Origin of the sequence: Acinetobacter qingfengensis (assembly GCF_008693185.1) — a bacterium.
Taxonomy (GTDB): Bacteria; Pseudomonadota; Gammaproteobacteria; order Pseudomonadales; family Moraxellaceae; genus Acinetobacter; species Acinetobacter qingfengensis.
This window is the reverse complement of sequence record NZ_VXKN01000001.1, coordinates 511,999-530,477: the sequence shown is the minus strand read 5'-3', so window position 1 is coordinate 530,477 and position 18,479 is coordinate 511,999. Positions and strand designations below refer to the sequence as shown.

The window sequence follows — 18,479 nt, the reverse complement described above, 5'->3', positions numbered from 1 at the left end:
GTTGGTTATATTACATGCAATGCATGGGTAAATTTTACCTTAGGAAATTGATGCTCTGGTATAACAAACTGAGCAGATGACCATAATTCTGCTAAAGGAATGACTACATCATCTGCAAGCGGTAATTTTTTTGTATTAAACTGCATACTGTCCAGATTTTCGCCCCATGCGATTAGATCGACATCAAGAGAAATTTGATGACCTGGACGTTTTCTACCGGATTGTTGCTCAAGACCTTTTAATATTTCAAACATCTGCTCTAATGCTATATTTGCCTGCATTAAACAGGCACCATTCCAGTAATCTGCACCAATACCATCACGACACGGAATTTCATAAATATCGGAAAACTTACATTGACCTAACTGCGTAAGTGTAGTCAATGCAATTTGTATATTCTGAAATTGTTGAAAATTACTCGCTATTGCGATGGCGAAAATAGTCACGATGGCGCTCGATTTGAATACCTACAGATTGGGCAGCAGGAATGATAGCAGGCTTACGGATTATGATGTTAATTTTTTCAATACTAACAAATTGATTAAATAAAGCCTGTATCACAAGATGGGCTGCATGCTCAATCAATTCTGGTTGTGACTGAATAATCGTACTGCTACTGATATCGCAAATTTCGGCGTAATTTAAAGTGTCAGCGAGCATATCACTAGCACAAGCGTTAGATAAATCTGTATAAATTTTTAAATCCAACAATAAGGGTTGTCGAATTTGCCGTTCCCAATCAAAACATCCAATGACAGTTTCAACTTTTAAGCCGTCAATTACGATCAAATCCTGCATTTTCTTCTTACCTTAATGGATAAATTTTGAATCTGGCTCGATGTCATGTAACATTTTTAAGCGAGAGTCGGCATAAATATCACTATAAGGTGCAAGTACACGCATAAAACGGTCAAAATAAAGCATTTGTTTAAATAATAGAGCAAAATCACTTGGGAAACGAATACCATGTCGTTCGCCAACGCTAACCATATCCAGCATGATATCATTTAGTTCATTCGGTTTATTACCAAGCAATTCTTGCGGATCTGTACTCAATACTCCACTAAACAGGCGTTCTATATCTTTGGCAAGTCTATCAATATCAATATTTTGTTTGGTCATACCCATCTTAAGCATGTTTTTGGCCATTTCTTGATAATTAGTCTGCTGAAGTGCATCCATAAATTGCATACATGCCATCCAGACTTCTGGTTCAAGTTGCCCGACAATACCAAAATCAATAAAGCCAATGCGTCCATCTTCTAATAACATGACATTACCGGCATGTAAATCGGCATGAAAACTTTTACACATCATCAAACTACCAAACCACGTATTCATGGTAGTAATGAGTACCTGTGATGGATCTTTACTGTATTTTTTCACTACGTCAAAATCCGTCAGTGGAACACCATAAAGACGTTGCATGGTCAATACTCGTCGGGTTGAATACTGGTGATACACTTTTGGTGCAGTAGCGTATTGATTTTGTGATGCTTGCAAGTACTGTACAAAATCTTCCAAATTTTGCGCTTCTTCAATAAAATCCACTTCTCGAACCATACGACGGCGAATTTCATCGGTTATATCGGATAGAGACGCAAATTTAATTTTGGGTAACGCTTTTTCCAACATTTTACTTATTAAATGAACAACGCCTAAATCCGTATAAAGAATGGTTTCAACATTAGGTTTTTGTACTTTAATTACTACGTTTTCACCCGTTTTCAACACCGCAGCATGTACTTGTGCAATAGATGCTGATGCTAAAGGTTTTTGATCAATAGATTTAAAAATTTGATCCAGTGATTGTCCTTCAAATTCTTCTTTTAATACCTGTTCAATATAACTAAAAGGTAAAACTGGCGTCTTATCCAGACATTTTTGGAATTCTTCCACATATTCACGTGGAAAAAGTGAGGGGGTGCTGGCAATAAATTGTCCAAGCTTGATATAAGTTGATCCCAATTCTTCAAAAGTTTGTCGCATCAATACTGCATTGCTGGGCTTATCCGTTGCATATCTAATTCCTGCTTTTGCGGCAACAAAAGCAGTTTCTCCAATACGAGCAACTGAACGAAATCCTGCCATAATCTGTTTTTTGTGCATTTTCAACTTCAATTTACCCTTAATGCTTTGAATGCTGTACGACTTTTGCTTGAGTGTAGCAAATTTTCAGCTTGATCAGGTTGTATTTTTATAAACATCTGCACAGTAACAATTCGGGTCAGCCTGAATCTTTAAAATTCGTTGTGTCATATTTAAACCATTCCATAACAATAATTTATTCAATAAAGGAGCTTGCCCTAAGCCCAAGTATAGCAAAGCATGATGCGCTTGTAGACTGGCCATAATGACAGGCGTAGTCGTCAATACGCCTGAATTAGCGCAACGCCGCTCGTCATCCTGATCCGTATCATTAAAAATACACTGGTAACAAGGTTGATATCGCACGAATAATAATTGTCCTTCATAACCAATTGCTGCTGCACTCAATAAGGGTAATTGATGTTCTAAACAAAATGAATTGACCAAATAACGTGTCGCAAAATTATCACAACCATCCAGAACTAGATCATAATTAGTGTTCAGTTGTTTTATGGTGTTTTGATCAAGTTTTAACACTAATGGATGAATATCAATATTTGAATTAATATTTTTCAAATGTAATGCCAATGTAATTACTTTTGAATGACCAACATTAGACAATGTAAATGCAATTTGACGTTGTAAATTACTGGTTTCAATATGATCAAAATCAACAATACTAATGTGTCCTACACCAGCTCTGGCTAATAACTCAGCACAGGTACAGCCAATGCCGCCAGCACCGATGATTAAAACCCGAGAAGACTTTAATTTTTCCTGTGCATCAATATCCCAGTCATCCAGTAAAACATGGCGACTGTAGAGCTTTAATTCTTCATTAGATAATGTAGAAGGATGATTAGTACTTAACATGCAAATCCCTTTTCAGTTTTTATGACTTAAATGCGGTAAATGATCATTTTATATAAGGTCACTTGCTTTCAGTTATGGGATAAAACAAATGTGGTAATGCCAATGCTTGTTGAATATATGCATGACGCAAAGTTTCTCTTGATCCAAGAAAGCGCTGATAAAAAGATGAGTTTAACATGCTAGCCGCTCCCTGAGTTAATGACCAGATTGTTGCTAAATAATCTCTGACAGTCATTGGACTTTTTATGGCTGTCAAATATTGTTCTGCGGCCTGTACAATAATTCGCAGACGTTGTTTGCGAAGTGCATAAATTTGGTTAAATAATGACTGTAATCCATGACAAGACATGGAAAGATGTTCTTCGATCTGATGGAATAAAACCGTCCTTTGCGGATGATAAAGGTGATGTAACATGAATATACGTAAATCTTCCGGAAAGCTTTTCTTAGCAGATGACACCATCTCCAGTAACATCTGCTCATTACGCAGAATCAGCAACAAATAAAGTTCATCCTTACTCTGAAAATGCTTGTATAAAGTACCTTTGGCGAGCTCCAACTCTGATGCCAACACATCAAGCGTCATGCCGACTTCACCATTTTCCATCAAAAGCTTTTCGGCAGTCTGAAAAATTAATTGTTCTCTGGCTTTAAAGTGATTTTGACGTTCAATTTGTGATGCTGGTGTTTTCATATCTACCAAACATTTGGAGTTATTGAGGTTATGTCATATTAAATTGGTAATTTTCAGAAAGTTCTCTGTTGTGATTCTGGCAATTTCTTCAATGGGTTTCTGGTATACATTTGCCAGTGTCTGTGCGACATAAGGCACATATTTCGGTTCATTAGATTTGCCACGATAAGGAACTGGAGCTAAATATGGACTGTCAGTTTCAATCAACAATCGATCTAATGGAACCTGTTTTGCTACATCACGCAAATCCTGTGCATTTTTAAAAGAAATAATTCCAGAAAAAGAGATGTAGAATCCCAGATCCAGTGCTGATTTTGCAGTGGCCCAATCTTCGGTAAAACAATGCAAAATACCATGCTGTGCCTGTTCAGCTTTTAAGATATCAATCGTATCGTGTTTCGCACTACGCGTATGAACCACTAATGGTTTATTTACCTGTTGTGAAGCGTGAATATGTCGTACAAAACAGGCTTGTTGCTCAACAATAAATTCATCACTATGATAATAATCCAGACCTGTTTCACCAATTGCCCAAACACAATCAGGTTGTGCCAGTTCAACTAATTTCTCAACACTGGCGCGTTGCATCATTTCTGGTTGTTCACAGGGATGCACCCCGATGCTATAACCCACTTCAGGAAATTCTGCTGCAATTTTGGATAATGCCAGATAGTCATCCAGTTCTACCGAAATGCTCATCATGCGTGTCACACCAGCAGTTTTTGCAGCCGCAATTGCTGCTGATAAATCACCCGCATAAGGGGTTAAATCCAGCATAGTTAAATGGCAGTGTGAGTCAATAAACACGATGAAATCTCTTTTTTACAATGAAATAGATGAACAATAGTATAACTTACATGGTATACGTTGGTTTATCTGCATTAAGTGAACCAGCCAAAATTCGTTCAGCCTGTTGCCTAAATTCAAGGCCTTTTTCTCCAGAAAGCTGAATTGCAAAACCTTTTGGCTTATTACCATTGGGTTTAGGCGAAATCCATACTACTTTTCCGGTTAATGCATATTTTTGGCTCTGTTCCGGTAAAGTGGCAATCAATAATAATTCTTGTCCCATGCTGACGTTCTGCTGTGAAGGAACAAATAATCCGCCACCTGCCACGTAGGGCATATAACTGGCTTGTAAAATGGCTTTATCTGTAATGTTTGCCTGAATAATTGCACCGCCCCGAGGTGGAATCATGCGTCACTCCTGATTTGCTCAATATTCATGAGTTGTATGGTTAATTCATCTAGAATCAATTGTGCTTGTACATTTTGTGCAAGCATGATCTGTATTTTATTGATATGTGCATAGATTGCAAAGAGCTGTTCCAAATCATAACATGCCTGTAGCGCATCGAAATTCAAGTCAATTTGCTTCATGGGTTGTTGTAATTTGTATGCAATGCAATCTTGTACAATATAACGCAGTAAAACCAGAATGTCCCGAATATCCATTTGCTTTGTCCAGTAAGCAGAGAATTTCATCGGATAATTTTTTTGTTGTACTAAACTCGTCAAATCTTTTATAAAGGCTTCCCGATGCTTAAACCATTCTGCATCAAGAATTTGTTGTGCTTTTAGGGGCATATTTGCCGCTAATGCTAATGCAACCTGACTCTGTGCTACATCCTTAATGCCCTGTTGTTGCAAATAATCCTGAGCCTGTTGTGTTGTGACTCGATCCAGTGCGTATTGTTGTACACGACTACGAATAGTTGCAGGCAGACGTAGCATTGCATCACTCATCAAAATGAGAACAATGCGATCTCCAGGCTCTTCAAGAGTTTTTAATAGAGCATTGGCAGCTGCAATATTTAAATTTTCGGCAGGATATAACAATACCACACGCCAGCCTTCAACTTTTTGTTGCACAAAGTCAGCAATTTCACGAATTTGATCTATTTTAATTGCTGCATAACTTTGCTTTTTTTCGTCAAATTCTGCCTGAATAATTTTTAATTGTGGATGTGTGCCGGCAGCAAACCATGCACAATGATTACATTGTCCACATGCACCTTGTGGTGTTTTATGACTACACAACAGCCATTTGGCAAAGTAAGCTGCAAATTGCTGTTTACCACAACCCTGTTTACCATAAAACAATAGACCATGGCCAATTTCTGGAAAACTCTGTTGTAATCGCTGCCAGATTGGTTGTTGCCATGGCAGGAGTTGTTGCTGACCCAGTGCTGCAATATCCATTAGGCAAAGACCGAAGGATCCATGGCATTTAAACGATCCAGATCCTGCTGTGTATCGACACCGGGAGGTAAATTCACTTGTGCAATATCAATAGCAATTCGATGACCATTTTCCAATACGCGCAACTGCTCAAGACTTTCCAATTGTTCCAATCGTCCCATATTCCAGTTTACATATTCCTGTAATAACTGCACACGGTAACTATATAATCCCAAATGACGATAAGCTTGATTATGTAGAGTTTGTGACTGTGTTTTCGCCCCTTCACGATCATAAGGAATTGGGGAGCGGCTAAAATAGAGCGCTTCCTGAGATTGTGACATCACTACTTTTACAATGCTATCCCGTTGAAATTCTTCAAAAGAATGAATCGGTTCACACAATGTTGCCATAGAACAATGATTTTTATTGATCAATAAATCTGCCACTTGCTGCACTAATGCTGCCGGTAATAAGGGTTCATCCCCTTGCACATTGACAATAATATCTTCTGCTGCCCAAGCTCTGAGTTTTGCCACTTCACTTAAGCGATCTGTACCGGATGGATGATTAGCTGATGTCAGCACAACATCGACACCATCTGCCTGACAAATCTCAGCAATACGTAGATCATCAGTGGCGACACATAAATCATCAAATCCCTGTACTTTTTTAGCTTGGTCAACGACACGTAAAATCATTGCACGGCCATGAATTGGTAATAAAGGTTTACCAGGTAAACGTGAACTGGCATAACGAGCCGGAATAACAATATGTTTTTTCATAAATATTTAAACTTCAATATTCAATTGTTGCAATTGCTGGTTTAGAAGTTGATAACAGGCATCCGAAAGTTTTGCTTTTACCGGAACAACCCAAACCTGTTTTAAACGCTCAGGTTGATCATGCCATAATTCCTGTAATTTCACTGCATCTTTCGCAGTTGTAATTATCGGTAATTGGTTAAAATCCTGAAAGTCATCTATTGTATATTGATGATGATCCGGAAAAACACATGGCTGAAACTGAATATTCAGTTGTTGTAATGTGATAAAAAAACGTTGTGGATAGCCAATGCCAACAACTGCTTGATAGGTTTTAGAAGCATCAAATACTTGCATTTGATCACCCAGACAAAATGGCTGCTGTGGCTGTAAATGCATGTTTAATGATGATTGTGGTTGTGTATGATGTTCAATGACAGTGATATCCCGCAATCTGGAAAGCGGTTCACGCAGATAGCCTTCCGGCAATAATTTTTGATTACCCAAACCACGCATGGCATCAATTACTACCCACTCTATATCACGTTGTAAGGCAAAATGTTGTAGCCCATCATCACTTAAAATCAATTGCGTTTCAGGATAATGTTTTAATAACAAGTCGATAGCATGTTGTCGATTCGGTCCAACTGTCATGGGAACATGGGTATTTTGTACAATCAGCATAGGCTCATCACCGACCTGAGAAGGCCGTGATTGTGGTGTAACCTGTGCCGGAAAAGGCCCTTGACCACCATATCCGCGACTAATCACACCAACATGAACATGACGCTGTTGTAAATATTCGACTAGTGCAATAATCAAGGGGGTTTTTCCACTACCGCCCACGGTAATATTTCCAATAATCATGACAGGGACAGGTGCTTTATAAGCTTTTTTTTGTTTGACTGCCTTTTGCAATAAAAATGCCGAACGATACAGGTAAGATAGTGGCCGCAACATGACCAGCCACGATGCTTGATCTTGCCAGGCTTGTTGAAGCTTCTCTGCAAGTTTGTTCATTATATTTGCCTATTCTACAAATTCACGGTGATAAAGTCGTGAATATGCACCCTGTTGCTGCATAAGTTGTTCATGAGAACCAACTTCAATGATTTCCCCCTGATCCATCACCACAATACGATGCGCATTTTCAACTGTAGATAACCGATGTGCGATTACAAAGGTTGTGCGGTTATGCTGTGCCCGCTCAAAGGCTTTTTGAATAAAAAATTCGGATTCGTTATCTAACGCACTGGTGGCTTCATCAAGAATTAAAATCGGTGCATTTTTCAAAATTGCACGAGCAATTGAAATACGTTGACGTTGGCCACCAGATAAAGCAATACCCTCACTCCCCAGCATGGTATCGTAGCCATTCGGTAAACTCATGATAAAATCATGTGCATAGGCAGCTTTTGCCGCAGCGATAATTTCATCCTCAGTGGCTTCCTGAGTAATTCCATAGGCAATATTTTCACGGATTGATCGATCAAAAATTACGACTTGTTGATTAACCATAGCAACATGCTGACGCAAATAGTTGAGTTCGATGTCTTGAATAGACACATCGTCAAAATAAATTTTACCCGAAGTTATGTCCTGTAATCGCATCAAAAGATTGACCAATGATGTTTTTCCCGCTCCTGAACGCCCAACCAGTGCAATGGTTTCTCCTGCTTTAACATCCAGCGTAAAATCCTTTACGGCACATTTGCCATCCTGATAAACAATATTGACTAGATCAAACTTGACTGCACCGGTAATTTTTGGTTTTTGTATCCCAGAATCTGTTTCAGTCGGCAAATCCAATAATTCAAATACTGAATGTGCAGCAGCAAGACCTCGCTGTAACTTTTCATTGACCGTGGTTAGATTTTTAATCGGTTTACTCAACATACCAGCAGCCACAATATAAGAAACAAACTGGGCTGATGTTACCCCTTCAAGTACTGATGGGCGTAATGCAATCCACATAATAATCGCCATAGAAAATGCCATTAATAATTGCACTATGGGTGTATTTAGAACATTAATAATATGCAGTTTCAAGCCTTTTTTCAGATTCTTTTCCGAATGATAAAAAAAACGTTTACGTTCAGCTTCCTGTGCACTAAATCCTTTAATGATGCTTTGTCCCAAAATAGCTTCCTGCACTACATGGTTGACATCCCCCATAGTATTTTGCATTTCGGTAGAGAGTTTACGCATTTTTTTGGCAGCAGAACGAACAACCCAACCAATAATCGGCGCAACTGCTAAAATGATCAGCGTCAATCTCCAGTTTAAGTAAAACAAATAGCTCAACAAACCAATCACAATAAAACCTTCTTTTACCATGATTTGTACGGAATCTGATGATGCTGCTGTCAATTGTTCAATGTTATAAAGAATCTTGGAAGTAATTTGTCCACTGGAATGTGCAGAATAATAAGAGGATGGTAAATATAATAATTTGCTAAATGCTTCCTGACGTATATTGAACACCAGATGTCTGGAAATCACTGCGGAATAATAATCCCCTAAAAATGACGCTACCCCCCGCACAAAAATCAGTAAAATTACCAGTAATGGAAAAATACTGGTTTCATGATGATTTTGCTCCTGAATGGCCTTAAGAATAAATTCAAGCAGTTTTGCAATGGATACTTCGGTACCTGCACTTAATGCAAAACCGATTAAGACCAGAATGGCATATCCCCAATACGGTTTGAGATATGCCAATAATCTTAAATAAACCTGAAATTCATTCTTCACTAATTATAACCTCGGGATGGAACTTTTGTGCTGATATTGATATTCATAAAACCCAGTTTACCTGCCACATCCATCACCCTAACCACATCTTGATGCGTTGCTTTGGCATCAGCAGCAATAGTTAATGGTAAATTATGACGATTAGCCGCAGCCTGTTTGATGGCAGTACTTAACTGTACTTCATCGTGTCCAGCCAATGCCTGCCCATTAACCAAATATTTTCCTGATGACTGAACCACGACCTCAATACGTTGATCAGTATTTTTAGGCGGCACGCCCTGCGCATCGGGTAGTGTCAGATTAATGCGACTATGCTGGTTAAATGTGGTAGAAACCAATAAAAACACCAGCAAAAATAACAGACAGTCAATCATCGGTGTCAAATTGACTTCAATTTCATTGATACGGGGACGATTAAACTTCATCAGTCACCTGCCCTACATATCTGTCTTGTTGAATAAGGGGTTGTGTCTTAGCGGACTTATCATAAAACAAAGCTGCATGAAATATTGTAGCTTGTTGTTCCATTTCTACAACATACTCAACAATTAGACGCTGGAAATAACGATAAAAAATCAACGCTGGAATTGCAACAATCATACCTGCAGCAGTCGTAATTAAAGCTTTTGATACGCCATTGGCAAGCATCGCCGGATCAGTAATACCGCCAGCATTAACCGCAAGAAAAGCCTCGATAATTCCCAATACTGTACCCAACAATCCCAATAATGGTGCGATTGAGCCAATAGTTCCCAAAAAATTGATGTTTTTTTCCAGTTGGTTAATTTGTATTGCTGCTTCTGCCTGCATTTGTGCTTTCACAAATTCAGGATTTTCCTGCCGAAATTGATAGCCTTTTAATAAAATTTGTCCAAGACTAATTTTAGACAGTTGTTGCTCATAATCAGAATTAAACTGATGACTATGCAACTTTAATATTGCTTGCTGACATAATTGTGTTGGTGCGACCCAGATACGTTTTAAACGTAAGAACCGTTCAATAATAATGGCCAATGCTGCGATTGAACATAATACAAGAGGCAGCATTAGCCAACCTCCCGCTTTAATAAACTCCCACATACACCCCTCGAGTTTATAGAATTATTCAGATAAACAAATACTTAAAATGCCATCAAGCTCATCCAGAGAATGATATTTAATGACAATTTTCCCCTTACCTTTAGCATTATGATCAATCTGTACCTGAGCTCCCAGACGATCAGACAAACGTGTCGTTAATTGTTCAAGGTCTGCTGATGCAGTTTTCTGTTGCTTGTGTTGCGATGGTGTCAATAATTCCCGAACCAATTGCTCAGTTTGACGAACAGACAAGTCTTTTTTGATGATATGTTCTGCAATTTGACGTTGTTGCGTTTTTTTCAAGGCTAAAATCGCACGTGCATGCCCCATATCCAGTTTTTGTTCACTTAACAAGTCTTTAACGGAATCTTCCAAACTCAATAATCGCAACAAATTACTGACTGTAGCCCGAGCTTTACCCACTGTATCTGCAATTTCCTGATGACTTAAACCAAATTCATCATGGAAACGCTGCAAAGCTAAAGCTTGCTCCATCGGGTTTAAATCCTGACGCTGAATATTTTCAATCAAGGCCAGCGCTATTGCCACCTGATCGGATATCTCGCGAACAATAGCCGGAATCTGCGTCAATCCTGCCAGTTGTGCCGCACGCCAGCGACGCTCACCTGCAATAATTTCATAACGTGATCCCTCATCATCCAGTTTACGGATAACGATTGGTTGCATTACGCCATGTTGTTTAATTGAGTCTGCCAGATCCTGTAATTCTTCTTCACCCATGTAACGACGTGGCTGATATTCACCTCGCTGCAATAGGGCAACATCAACGTGTTGTAATTCTCCATCAACACGTTGCGTTGCACTACTTTCTACAATGGTTTGCTTTTCTTTTTGAATGGAACCTAGCAATGCATCCAATCCACGTCCTTTGGCAAGCCCACGTTTTCTGGTCATGCTTTTGCTCCTTTTTTAATCTTTTTAGTTAATTCTGCTGCAAAACTCAAATAAGCTATTGCACCTTTTGAGCTTTTTTCAAAGTAAATAATGGGTAGACCGTGTGCAGGAGCTTCCGCCAAACGAACATTACGAGGAATGACTGTCGTAAACAGTTTTTCACCAAAATAGTTTTCTAACTCAGCAGACACATCTTTGGTCAGTGCATTACGCCCATCATAAAGTGTTCTTAACACACCTAAAATCTCTAATTGAGGATTCAGTGTCTGGTTAATTCGTTCAATGGTCTGGCATAAATCTGCTAAACCTTCCAATGCATAATATTCACATTGCATTGGAATAATTACACTGTTGGCTGCGCACAAGGCATTCACGGTAATTAAGCTTAAACTTGGTGCACAATCCATGATGATAAAATCAAAAGAATGATCGATTTGTTTTAAAGCATCGCGAAGAATAAATTCCCGTTGTGCTTCATCTGCAATTGAAAGTTCAACTCCGGATAATTCACGATTGGCGCCTAAAACCTTATAACCCACTTCTGCTTTAATAATTGCAGATTCAATATTTACTTCTCTTAATAAAACATCTGCAACACTATATTCAAGCTGATTTTTCTGAACACCGGATCCCATTGTGGCATTTCCCTGTGAATCCAGATCAATCAACAATACCCGTTTTTTTAAAATTGCCAATGATGCGGCCAGATTCACAGCTGTTGTGGTTTTTGCCACGCCGCCTTTTTGATTTGCAATTGCAATAATTTTAGCCATGACCGCAGTTCTCTATATTCATATAAAATTTCAAGCTGATTTACCCTTCAACATGACCAAATGTCGTTGTTCATCCAGATGTGGCACATGCAATGCAATGATGTTTTGCTGGTACTGGGTAAGTTGCTGTAATTCTTCCTGTGGAATAATACCCTTCATGGCTGCAATACTGGATTGAGCATGCATATAGGGTTCAGACAATGCCACAAAATCTAGCAATGATGCAAATGCCCGACTGGTAATCACATCAAATTGACCTAAATCCTGGATACTGCCCTGATCTTCCACTCGAGTCTGTACCGCCTTGACATTCGACAACTTCATATCGGCAATAAATTGTTTTAAAAAACGGATTTTTTTACCATTAGAATCTAATAAAACACACTCTCGTTCCGGTTGGCACAATGCAATCATGATGCCCGGCATCCCCCCGCCTGTACCAATATCCAGTAAACGACCTGTCGGTAAATGTGGCAGAATACTTAAACTATCCAGTAAATGTTTCACCAGCATTTCTTTTGGATCACGAATTGCTGTTAAATTAAATGCTTTGTTCCACAGTACCAAAGCATCCTGATACTTGAGTAAGTTCTCCAGCATCAGTTCGGATAGATTAAGCTGTAGCTCAGCCACACCTTGTTTTAAGCCTTGATAATATGGATGCATAACAAATCTAATCCGTTGAATTGACGCTGCATTATAACGTGGAACATAACGTAAAACACAAATGGATTAGCCGTATATGTCCAGTTTTAAATCATTTGCAACGTTATTTTTTCATCTAATTGGCTTAATCGCTCTGGAGTCCCAACATCGACCCATACCGTATTCATTTTTTCACCTGTGACCAGCCCTTGTTGCATGGCATGTTTAAGTAATGGTGCCAATGGTCGTTTACCCGTAGTAAGTCCGGCAAATAGTTTTGGTGAAAGTAGGCTAATACCAGAGAAAGTCAGTGTTTCACCACCTTGCTGTTGATCAGGTGTAAATACTTTCTGACCAGATAAAGTAAAATCACCCTGAAGATGTTGTGGTGGATTATCCACTAAAACCAGATGTGCCAAATGATCTGCTAGCTCAACATTTAACAATTGAGAGAAATCATAACGTGTCCATACATCACCGTTAACGACAATAAATGGCGCCTCACCCAAATGAGGCAAAGCCTGAATAATTCCTCCGGCTGTTTCCAATCCTTCATCTTCTAGTGACCAGATAATATTGACACCAAACTGCTGACCATCTCCCAGTGTTTCAACCAGTTTTTCTTTTAACCATGCGGCATTAATGACAATCTCAGTTACACCAATTTTCTTCAGGGCTTCAATATGCCAAACAATTAAGGATTTTTGTCCAACCTGCAACAATGGTTTCGGCGTAGTTAATGTTAATGGGCGCATACGATTACCAAAGCCTGCGGCCAAAATCATTGCCTTCATGCGACTACCTCTTTATAACTGCCATATTTTGTCGTAAATGCATGAACAACATGCTGTTCAATAAATTGGTACAGCGGTTGTAATGACTCGCAGTGTTGCAGTTCATCACGTAAATACCACATCACACGAGGTAAGTCCTTGAGATACCCTGATTTACCATCCCGAACATACAAACGCACAAAAATACCAAGAATTTTTAGATGACGCTGTATCGACATCACATCTACATCCAGTTGAAATTGTGCCAGATCACGATGATGTTTTGCCGATGCAGGCAACATGGCATAAAATTGTTCAATCCATTGTTGCACTGCATGTTTTGGCCATTGTATATAAGCATCACGAACAATTGAGATGAAATCGTAACTATCTGGGCCAATGACCGCATCCTGAAAATCAATTACACCAAGATTCTGTTCATGTTCGAGTAACATCAAATTACGGCTATGATAATCACGATGTACAATCACCTGTGGCTGTTGTGCCAAATTCTGCAAAATCCAGTCATAACTTTGTGTCAACAGATCCTGTTGCTGCGTGGATAATGAAATATTTAAAGCTGGTAATAACCATTGATCAAATAAGCGCATTTCCTGTGTTAATTTTTCAGGGCTATAGTCGGGGAAAATCTCAGCGTCAGGAGCAATTACTTGCAATTGAATAATTTGTTTAAAAGCTTGCGTATAAAACTGATCAACACTCTGTGCATTAAGAACATTTGACAAAACAACATCGCCAAAGTCTTCAAGTAATAAAAAACCCTGTGTTAAATCCTGTGCGACAATATGTGGTACACGTGTACCATGTTGCTGTAAAAATGCGGCAATTTGCACAAATGGCTGACAATTTTCTTTTTCTGGAGGTGCATCCATCAACATATATTTTTTATTTTGTTGCTGAATTCTGGCGTAACGCCGAAAACTTGCATCTCCAGCTAAATAATTGATTTCAAAATTTTTATCACCAAAAATCTGTGACAACCAAGTATGAATTTGTTGTGCTCTTTGCATGAAATGATTACCTATATTTGCAAAAACTTCGTAATATTTGCATGCGCAAGTGTAGTCGTTTCTTAATTTTTTCTCTATGATGCAATTTAATTATTTGCGTAATTATTATTGTGCTGCGATAGATATGAATCAACAGTTTAAAAAAACCACACTTTTTCGATCCCTTTTATGTATTGCCAGTATTGGCTGTAGTCATTTCAGTCTGGTTCAGACGGTATATGCCGAAGACAGCACACAAAAAGCGATGAACAGCGAAACAGCACAGCAATTTTATCAAAAATACTACCTTACTCCGCAGCAACTTGCTGAGGCAACTCGTAGCGATTTAAATGCTTCTGCACGTTGTTCCGGCACATGGGTGACACCGATTGCCAGCGATACACCGGCTGCAAAAGATCCGACTCAGGTGACGTCAACTATTAGTGCAGATGAAGGTTATTACAATCCAGAAGGCTCATCTTTTCTGCAAGGAAATGTGGAAATTAATCAGGAAGGTCGACGCATTTATGCAGATAAAGTCGAACTGGACAAAACTCAAACTTATGCAAAAGCTCAAGGTCGGGTTCAAGTTGCACAAGGTGGGCTTTTTGCGCAAAGTGACGAAGTCAATTATAATTTAAAAACCCAAACTGGTGATCTCAACAACAGCTATTATATCAGTGAAGCACAGCAGGCACATGGCTATGCCCAACAAATTGAACGCACATCACCAACAACAGTTACCCTGAAAAATGCCAGTTATTCAACCTGTGAGCCTACAGCAAAACCAGCATGGCATATTGAAGCCAAAGAAATTACCTTAAATCAGGAAACAGGACGAGGCATTACCAAAAGTGCCCGTCTATATATTAAAGATACGCCAGTTGTACCCGTACCTTATTTTAACTTCCCGATTGACGACCGCCGTACCACAGGTTTCTTAATGCCAAATTTTGGCTATACCAATGACGGTGGTTTACAACTTACTGTTCCATATTATTTTAACCTTGCCCCCAATTATGATCTGACGGTGACACCGCGCTATCTGGGTGGGCGTGGTTTTATGCTGAATGGAGATTTCCGCTACCTGACCGAGAATTATGGTAGTGGTGAAATGTGGGGTGGATATTTACCAAATGACCAAAGCTATGATGATGAAGACCGTAAAGATCTTCACTGGAAACACTTCTGGCAAATCAATAAACAATTCTCAACTTCCATTAATTACAACTATGTTTCGGATCAAGATTTCTTCTCTGATTTAGACAATTCCTTAAACACTCAGGATGAAGTCAATCAAGAACGTACCTGGATTTTAAATTATGCCAATGGTATTCCCGGTATTACGGCACAATTGAAAGTCCAGAATTTCCAGACACTAGATCGTAGTATCAGTGATGCCGACAAACCTTATGCCCGCTTACCGCAATTTCTTTTTAAATACGAAGGCGGTAAATATAATGGTTTAGAATATAGTTTTCTGAATGATACTGCTTATTTTAAGAAATCTATTGAAGATGGTTCGGCAACCGAAGACAGTGGAACACGATTATACAATCAGGCGACAGTCAAATATAATTTTAGAAATCCAGGTTACTGGATTACGCCTGAATTTACAGTACGCTCTGTAAACACCTATTATGACGAAGATGCAGAAAATAGTGGTCGGAGTAATAGCAGTGCAACTGTTGTGCCACAGGTTTCACTGGACGCCGGAATGGTATTTGAAAAACAGGGGAAATTCCTACAAACCATTACTCCACGTTTTTTCTATGCTTATGCACCTTATCGTAATCAGGACAATAATCCAAACTTTGATACTGCACAGGCAAGTATTGGTTACGATCAACTGTTCAATCCTTATCGTTTTTATGGTCATGATCGGCTGGAAGACAATAATTTTGCTTCCATCGGTGTAAACTATAGTTTGTATGATCAGCAAGGGTTAGAGCGCTTACGTGCAGGTTTAGGGCAGGCTTTTTACTTTTCTGATCGCAGAGTATATCTAAACAACACCGATCAAAATGGAAATATTATTGCTAAAGACCGCCTAATCAGTACCGAAAAAACTTCCGGGCCAGTTTTAACGCTAGGAAGTCAGTTAAGTAACAATATTAATCTGGTCGGTAATTCGGCATGGACATCCGGTGGTGAAAATGCCTTGAGTAATATTTCAGTTAACTATGCTGATGATAAAGGTCTTTTATATAGCTTAGGCTATTACTATCGTAAAAGTCTGGATGATCAGCGCCAGCAGGCTTATGAACAGATTGCAGGCTCTTTCGTACAACCAATCAATGATCGCTGGCGAATTTTAGGTCATGTACAATATGATTTACATAGCAGTACTACACGTGAGTGGCTTCTTGGCGTAAATTACGAATCTTGCTGCTGGGGCGTATCCGTTTATGCACGGTCATACTATAATGATTTGGATGATCCGACAGAACCGGGCGTCAAGGCAAAACAAGCCATCATGGCAGAATTTTCTCTTAAAGGTCTAGGTGGTCTTTCTGGTAAACTCGCCTCATTACTCGAAAATCGAGTGACTGGATTTGATTATGTGAACCAAACATGGAATCAGCATTAATGAATAGCAACACCATATTAAAATTATTTCGCAACACCACGCTAGCGCTTGCACTTTCTGCCTCTGTACATCTTTATGCTGCAACACCAGTCGATCAGGTGGTTGCTGTCGTTGACAATGGTGCCATTTTACAAAGTGACCTCAATCAGGCAGTTGCTATCGTAAAACAACAATTACAAAGCCAGAATCAAACCCTGCCACCGGAACAAATTTTACGAAAAAATGTTCTTGAGCAACTGATTTTACGTGAAGCCCAGTCAGAAATGGTTAAACGCTATGGCATTCAACCACCGGAAGCGGAGTTGAATGCTGCTGTCCTGAATTACGCTAAACAGCAAGGTTTTAGTTCTTTGACAGATTTTCAGCAAAGACTTGATGCCCAACGTCAAGGAAATTATGCTGCATTGCGTGCGCAAATTGCAGAAGAAATCAGTATCAATCAATTACGACAGCAACAAGTTATGTCTCGAATTAAAGTTTCAGAACGTGACATTGATAACTTTCTTAAATCACCACAAGGACAAGCTGCTCTAGGTTATCAAGTACATTTATTGCATTTTAGAGTTGCACCAAAATCTGCCAGTGCAACAACGGAAAATGTAAATGATGTTGCCAAACAATTACGTGTAGGTTTATTGGGCAACAATGACATTAATACACTTAACCAGAAATATGCAAATGCCAATGTTACAGTAGAAGGTTCTGACATGGGCTATCGCTCGCTTGCAGAAATTCCGGCTGATCTGGCAGCACGCGTAAGTAGCTTGCAAGTTGGACAAACCAGTGAATTAATTCCAGCACAGGATGGGATTCATGTCCTTAAACTGATTGATCGCAAGGCTGATGATAAAAAAGCTATGATCACACAGTATCAAACCCGGCATATTCTGATTCAACCGTCTGAAGTGGTTAGCCCTGAAGATGCCAAACAAAAAATTGAGCAAATTTATCAACGATTAAAACAAGGTGCAGATTTTTCTGAACTTGCTGCAACTTACTCAAATGATCCTGGTTCTGCCCGTGATGGCGGCAGTTTAGGCTGGGTTGCTCCTGGTGTGATGGTACCAGAGTTTGAGAAAATTATGACCGAAACACCTGCGGGTCAAATCAGTGTGCCATTTCAAACCCAATATGGTTGGCATATTCTAAAAGTAGATAATGTTCGCCAAGTGGATATGACACAGGAATATCAACGCCGTATGGCCAAACAAATTCTAGCAGAACGTCAATATGATACCGAAGTGGATGGCTGGATGCGGGAATTACGTGCCAATACTTATGTGGATATTAAAGACCCAACTTTGAAAGATAACTAATTTAGTCGTCAAAACTTTTCGGT

At 39.2% G+C, this 18,479-nt stretch carries 20 protein-coding genes; 2 read left to right on the top strand and 18 right to left on the bottom strand.

Annotated elements, in window-relative coordinates:
* Positions 1–5: 5 nt before the first annotated feature.
* The 18 genes from F4V57_RS02385 to F4V57_RS02300 form a co-directional block, all read right to left on the bottom strand.
* Positions 6–449 carry a 2-amino-4-hydroxy-6-hydroxymethyldihydropteridine diphosphokinase gene (locus tag F4V57_RS02385; RefSeq protein ID WP_070068646.1) on the bottom strand — a complete coding sequence of 148 codons (444 nt, stop codon included), beginning with the start codon at positions 447–449 and terminating at the stop codon, positions 6–8.
* Positions 415–798: a dihydroneopterin aldolase gene (folB, locus tag F4V57_RS02380; RefSeq protein WP_070068647.1), complete on the bottom strand. Its 384-nt coding sequence runs from the start codon at positions 796–798 to the stop codon at positions 415–417. Before folB ends, F4V57_RS02385 begins: the two co-directional genes overlap by 35 nt.
* A gap of 12 nt (positions 799–810) precedes the next feature.
* A complete protein-coding gene (locus tag F4V57_RS02375) occupies positions 811–2,109 on the bottom strand; it encodes an ABC1 kinase family protein (RefSeq protein WP_070068648.1) in 1,299 nt (432 codons plus the stop codon).
* A 75-nt stretch (positions 2,110–2,184) separates the two neighbouring features.
* Complete coding sequence (locus F4V57_RS02370) at positions 2,185–2,961, bottom strand: HesA/MoeB/ThiF family protein (RefSeq protein ID WP_070068649.1); 777 nt, start codon at positions 2,959–2,961, stop codon at positions 2,185–2,187.
* A gap of 58 nt (positions 2,962–3,019) precedes the next feature.
* The gene (locus F4V57_RS02365) at positions 3,020–3,655 is read right to left on the bottom strand and encodes a TetR/AcrR family transcriptional regulator (RefSeq protein ID WP_070068650.1); all 636 of its coding nucleotides are present in this window, start codon (positions 3,653–3,655) and stop codon (positions 3,020–3,022) included.
* Positions 3,656–3,688: 33 nt separating this feature from the next.
* Positions 3,689–4,462 (bottom strand): TatD family hydrolase, encoded by a 774-nt coding sequence (locus F4V57_RS02360; RefSeq protein ID WP_070068651.1) that lies wholly within the window; start codon positions 4,460–4,462, stop codon positions 3,689–3,691.
* 46 nt (positions 4,463–4,508) lie between these two features.
* On the bottom strand, positions 4,509–4,853 hold the full coding sequence (locus F4V57_RS02355) for a PilZ domain-containing protein (RefSeq protein WP_070068652.1): 345 nt from the start codon (positions 4,851–4,853) through the stop codon (positions 4,509–4,511).
* A complete protein-coding gene (gene holB, locus F4V57_RS02350; RefSeq protein WP_070068653.1) occupies positions 4,850–5,857 on the bottom strand; it encodes a DNA polymerase III subunit delta' in 1,008 nt (335 codons plus the stop codon). The genes F4V57_RS02355 and holB overlap by 4 nt, the downstream gene beginning before the upstream one ends.
* The gene (kdsB, locus tag F4V57_RS02345) at positions 5,857–6,621 is read right to left on the bottom strand and encodes a 3-deoxy-manno-octulosonate cytidylyltransferase (RefSeq protein ID WP_070068654.1); all 765 of its coding nucleotides are present in this window, start codon (positions 6,619–6,621) and stop codon (positions 5,857–5,859) included. Before kdsB ends, holB begins: the two co-directional genes overlap by 1 nt.
* A gap of 6 nt (positions 6,622–6,627) precedes the next feature.
* Positions 6,628–7,620, bottom strand: coding sequence for a tetraacyldisaccharide 4'-kinase (lpxK, locus tag F4V57_RS02340; protein WP_070068655.1), 993 nt, complete (start codon positions 7,618–7,620; stop codon positions 6,628–6,630).
* 9 nt (positions 7,621–7,629) lie between these two features.
* Complete coding sequence (gene msbA, locus F4V57_RS02335; RefSeq protein ID WP_070068656.1) at positions 7,630–9,354, bottom strand: lipid A export permease/ATP-binding protein MsbA; 1,725 nt, start codon at positions 9,352–9,354, stop codon at positions 7,630–7,632.
* Entirely contained in the window at positions 9,354–9,779 is a 426-nt protein-coding gene (locus F4V57_RS02330) for an ExbD/TolR family protein (RefSeq protein ID WP_070068657.1), read from the bottom strand. The genes msbA and F4V57_RS02330 overlap by 1 nt, the downstream gene beginning before the upstream one ends.
* Positions 9,769–10,434, bottom strand: coding sequence for a MotA/TolQ/ExbB proton channel family protein (locus tag F4V57_RS02325; protein ID WP_070068658.1), 666 nt, complete (start codon positions 10,432–10,434; stop codon positions 9,769–9,771). The genes F4V57_RS02330 and F4V57_RS02325 overlap by 11 nt, the downstream gene beginning before the upstream one ends.
* 21 nt (positions 10,435–10,455) lie before the next feature.
* Entirely contained in the window at positions 10,456–11,349 is an 894-nt protein-coding gene (locus F4V57_RS02320) for a ParB/RepB/Spo0J family partition protein (protein ID WP_070068659.1), read from the bottom strand.
* Positions 11,346–12,122: a ParA family protein gene (locus F4V57_RS02315; RefSeq protein WP_070068660.1), complete on the bottom strand. Its 777-nt coding sequence runs from the start codon at positions 12,120–12,122 to the stop codon at positions 11,346–11,348. The genes F4V57_RS02320 and F4V57_RS02315 overlap by 4 nt, the downstream gene beginning before the upstream one ends.
* Positions 12,123–12,152: 30 nt before the next feature.
* Positions 12,153–12,788, bottom strand: a complete 636-nt coding sequence (gene rsmG, locus F4V57_RS02310; protein ID WP_070068661.1) for a 16S rRNA (guanine(527)-N(7))-methyltransferase RsmG — start codon at positions 12,786–12,788, stop codon at positions 12,153–12,155.
* Positions 12,789–12,874: 86 nt separating this feature from the next.
* Positions 12,875–13,561, bottom strand: a complete 687-nt coding sequence (murU, locus tag F4V57_RS02305) for an N-acetylmuramate alpha-1-phosphate uridylyltransferase MurU (protein ID WP_070068662.1) — start codon at positions 13,559–13,561, stop codon at positions 12,875–12,877.
* Positions 13,558–14,571, bottom strand: coding sequence for an aminoglycoside phosphotransferase family protein (locus tag F4V57_RS02300; protein ID WP_070068663.1), 1,014 nt, complete (start codon positions 14,569–14,571; stop codon positions 13,558–13,560). The genes murU and F4V57_RS02300 overlap by 4 nt, the downstream gene beginning before the upstream one ends.
* Before the next feature lie 124 nt (positions 14,572–14,695).
* Here F4V57_RS02300 and F4V57_RS02295 point away from each other — a divergent pair, with 124 nt between their 5' ends.
* Both F4V57_RS02295 and F4V57_RS02290 read left to right on the top strand, forming a co-directional pair.
* A complete protein-coding gene (locus F4V57_RS02295; protein ID WP_070068706.1) occupies positions 14,696–17,140 on the top strand; it encodes an LPS-assembly protein LptD in 2,445 nt (814 codons plus the stop codon).
* Entirely contained in the window at positions 17,140–18,456 is a 1,317-nt protein-coding gene (locus F4V57_RS02290) for a peptidylprolyl isomerase (protein ID WP_070068705.1), read from the top strand. The genes F4V57_RS02295 and F4V57_RS02290 overlap by 1 nt, the downstream gene beginning before the upstream one ends.
* Positions 18,457–18,479 lie beyond the last annotated feature (23 nt).

Coding starts and splice junctions, on each gene's coding strand:
- folB (WP_070068647.1), bottom strand. CDS start 798: ATGCAGGATTTGATCGTAATTGACGGCTTAAAAGTTGAAACTGTCATT.
- F4V57_RS02375 (WP_070068648.1), bottom strand. CDS start 2,109: ATGCACAAAAAACAGATTATGGCAGGATTTCGTTCAGTTGCTCGTATT.
- F4V57_RS02370 (WP_070068649.1), bottom strand. CDS start 2,961: ATGTTAAGTACTAATCATCCTTCTACATTATCTAATGAAGAATTAAAG.
- F4V57_RS02365 (WP_070068650.1), bottom strand. CDS start 3,655: ATGAAAACACCAGCATCACAAATTGAACGTCAAAATCACTTTAAAGCC.
- F4V57_RS02355 (WP_070068652.1), bottom strand. CDS start 4,853: ATGATTCCACCTCGGGGCGGTGCAATTATTCAGGCAAACATTACAGAT.
- holB (WP_070068653.1), bottom strand. CDS start 5,857: ATGGATATTGCAGCACTGGGTCAGCAACAACTCCTGCCATGGCAACAA.
- kdsB (WP_070068654.1), bottom strand. CDS start 6,621: ATGAAAAAACATATTGTTATTCCGGCTCGTTATGCCAGTTCACGTTTA.
- lpxK (WP_070068655.1), bottom strand. CDS start 7,620: ATGAACAAACTTGCAGAGAAGCTTCAACAAGCCTGGCAAGATCAAGCA.
- F4V57_RS02330 (WP_070068657.1), bottom strand. CDS start 9,779: ATGAAGTTTAATCGTCCCCGTATCAATGAAATTGAAGTCAATTTGACA.
- F4V57_RS02325 (WP_070068658.1), bottom strand. CDS start 10,434: ATGTGGGAGTTTATTAAAGCGGGAGGTTGGCTAATGCTGCCTCTTGTA.
- F4V57_RS02320 (WP_070068659.1), bottom strand. CDS start 11,349: ATGACCAGAAAACGTGGGCTTGCCAAAGGACGTGGATTGGATGCATTG.
- F4V57_RS02315 (WP_070068660.1), bottom strand. CDS start 12,122: ATGGCTAAAATTATTGCAATTGCAAATCAAAAAGGCGGCGTGGCAAAA.
- rsmG (WP_070068661.1), bottom strand. CDS start 12,788: ATGCATCCATATTATCAAGGCTTAAAACAAGGTGTGGCTGAGCTACAG.
- murU (WP_070068662.1), bottom strand. CDS start 13,561: ATGAAGGCAATGATTTTGGCCGCAGGCTTTGGTAATCGTATGCGCCCA.
- F4V57_RS02300 (WP_070068663.1), bottom strand. CDS start 14,571: ATGCAAAGAGCACAACAAATTCATACTTGGTTGTCACAGATTTTTGGT.
- F4V57_RS02295 (WP_070068706.1), top strand. CDS start 14,696: ATGAATCAACAGTTTAAAAAAACCACACTTTTTCGATCCCTTTTATGT.
- F4V57_RS02290 (WP_070068705.1), top strand. CDS start 17,140: ATGAATAGCAACACCATATTAAAATTATTTCGCAACACCACGCTAGCG.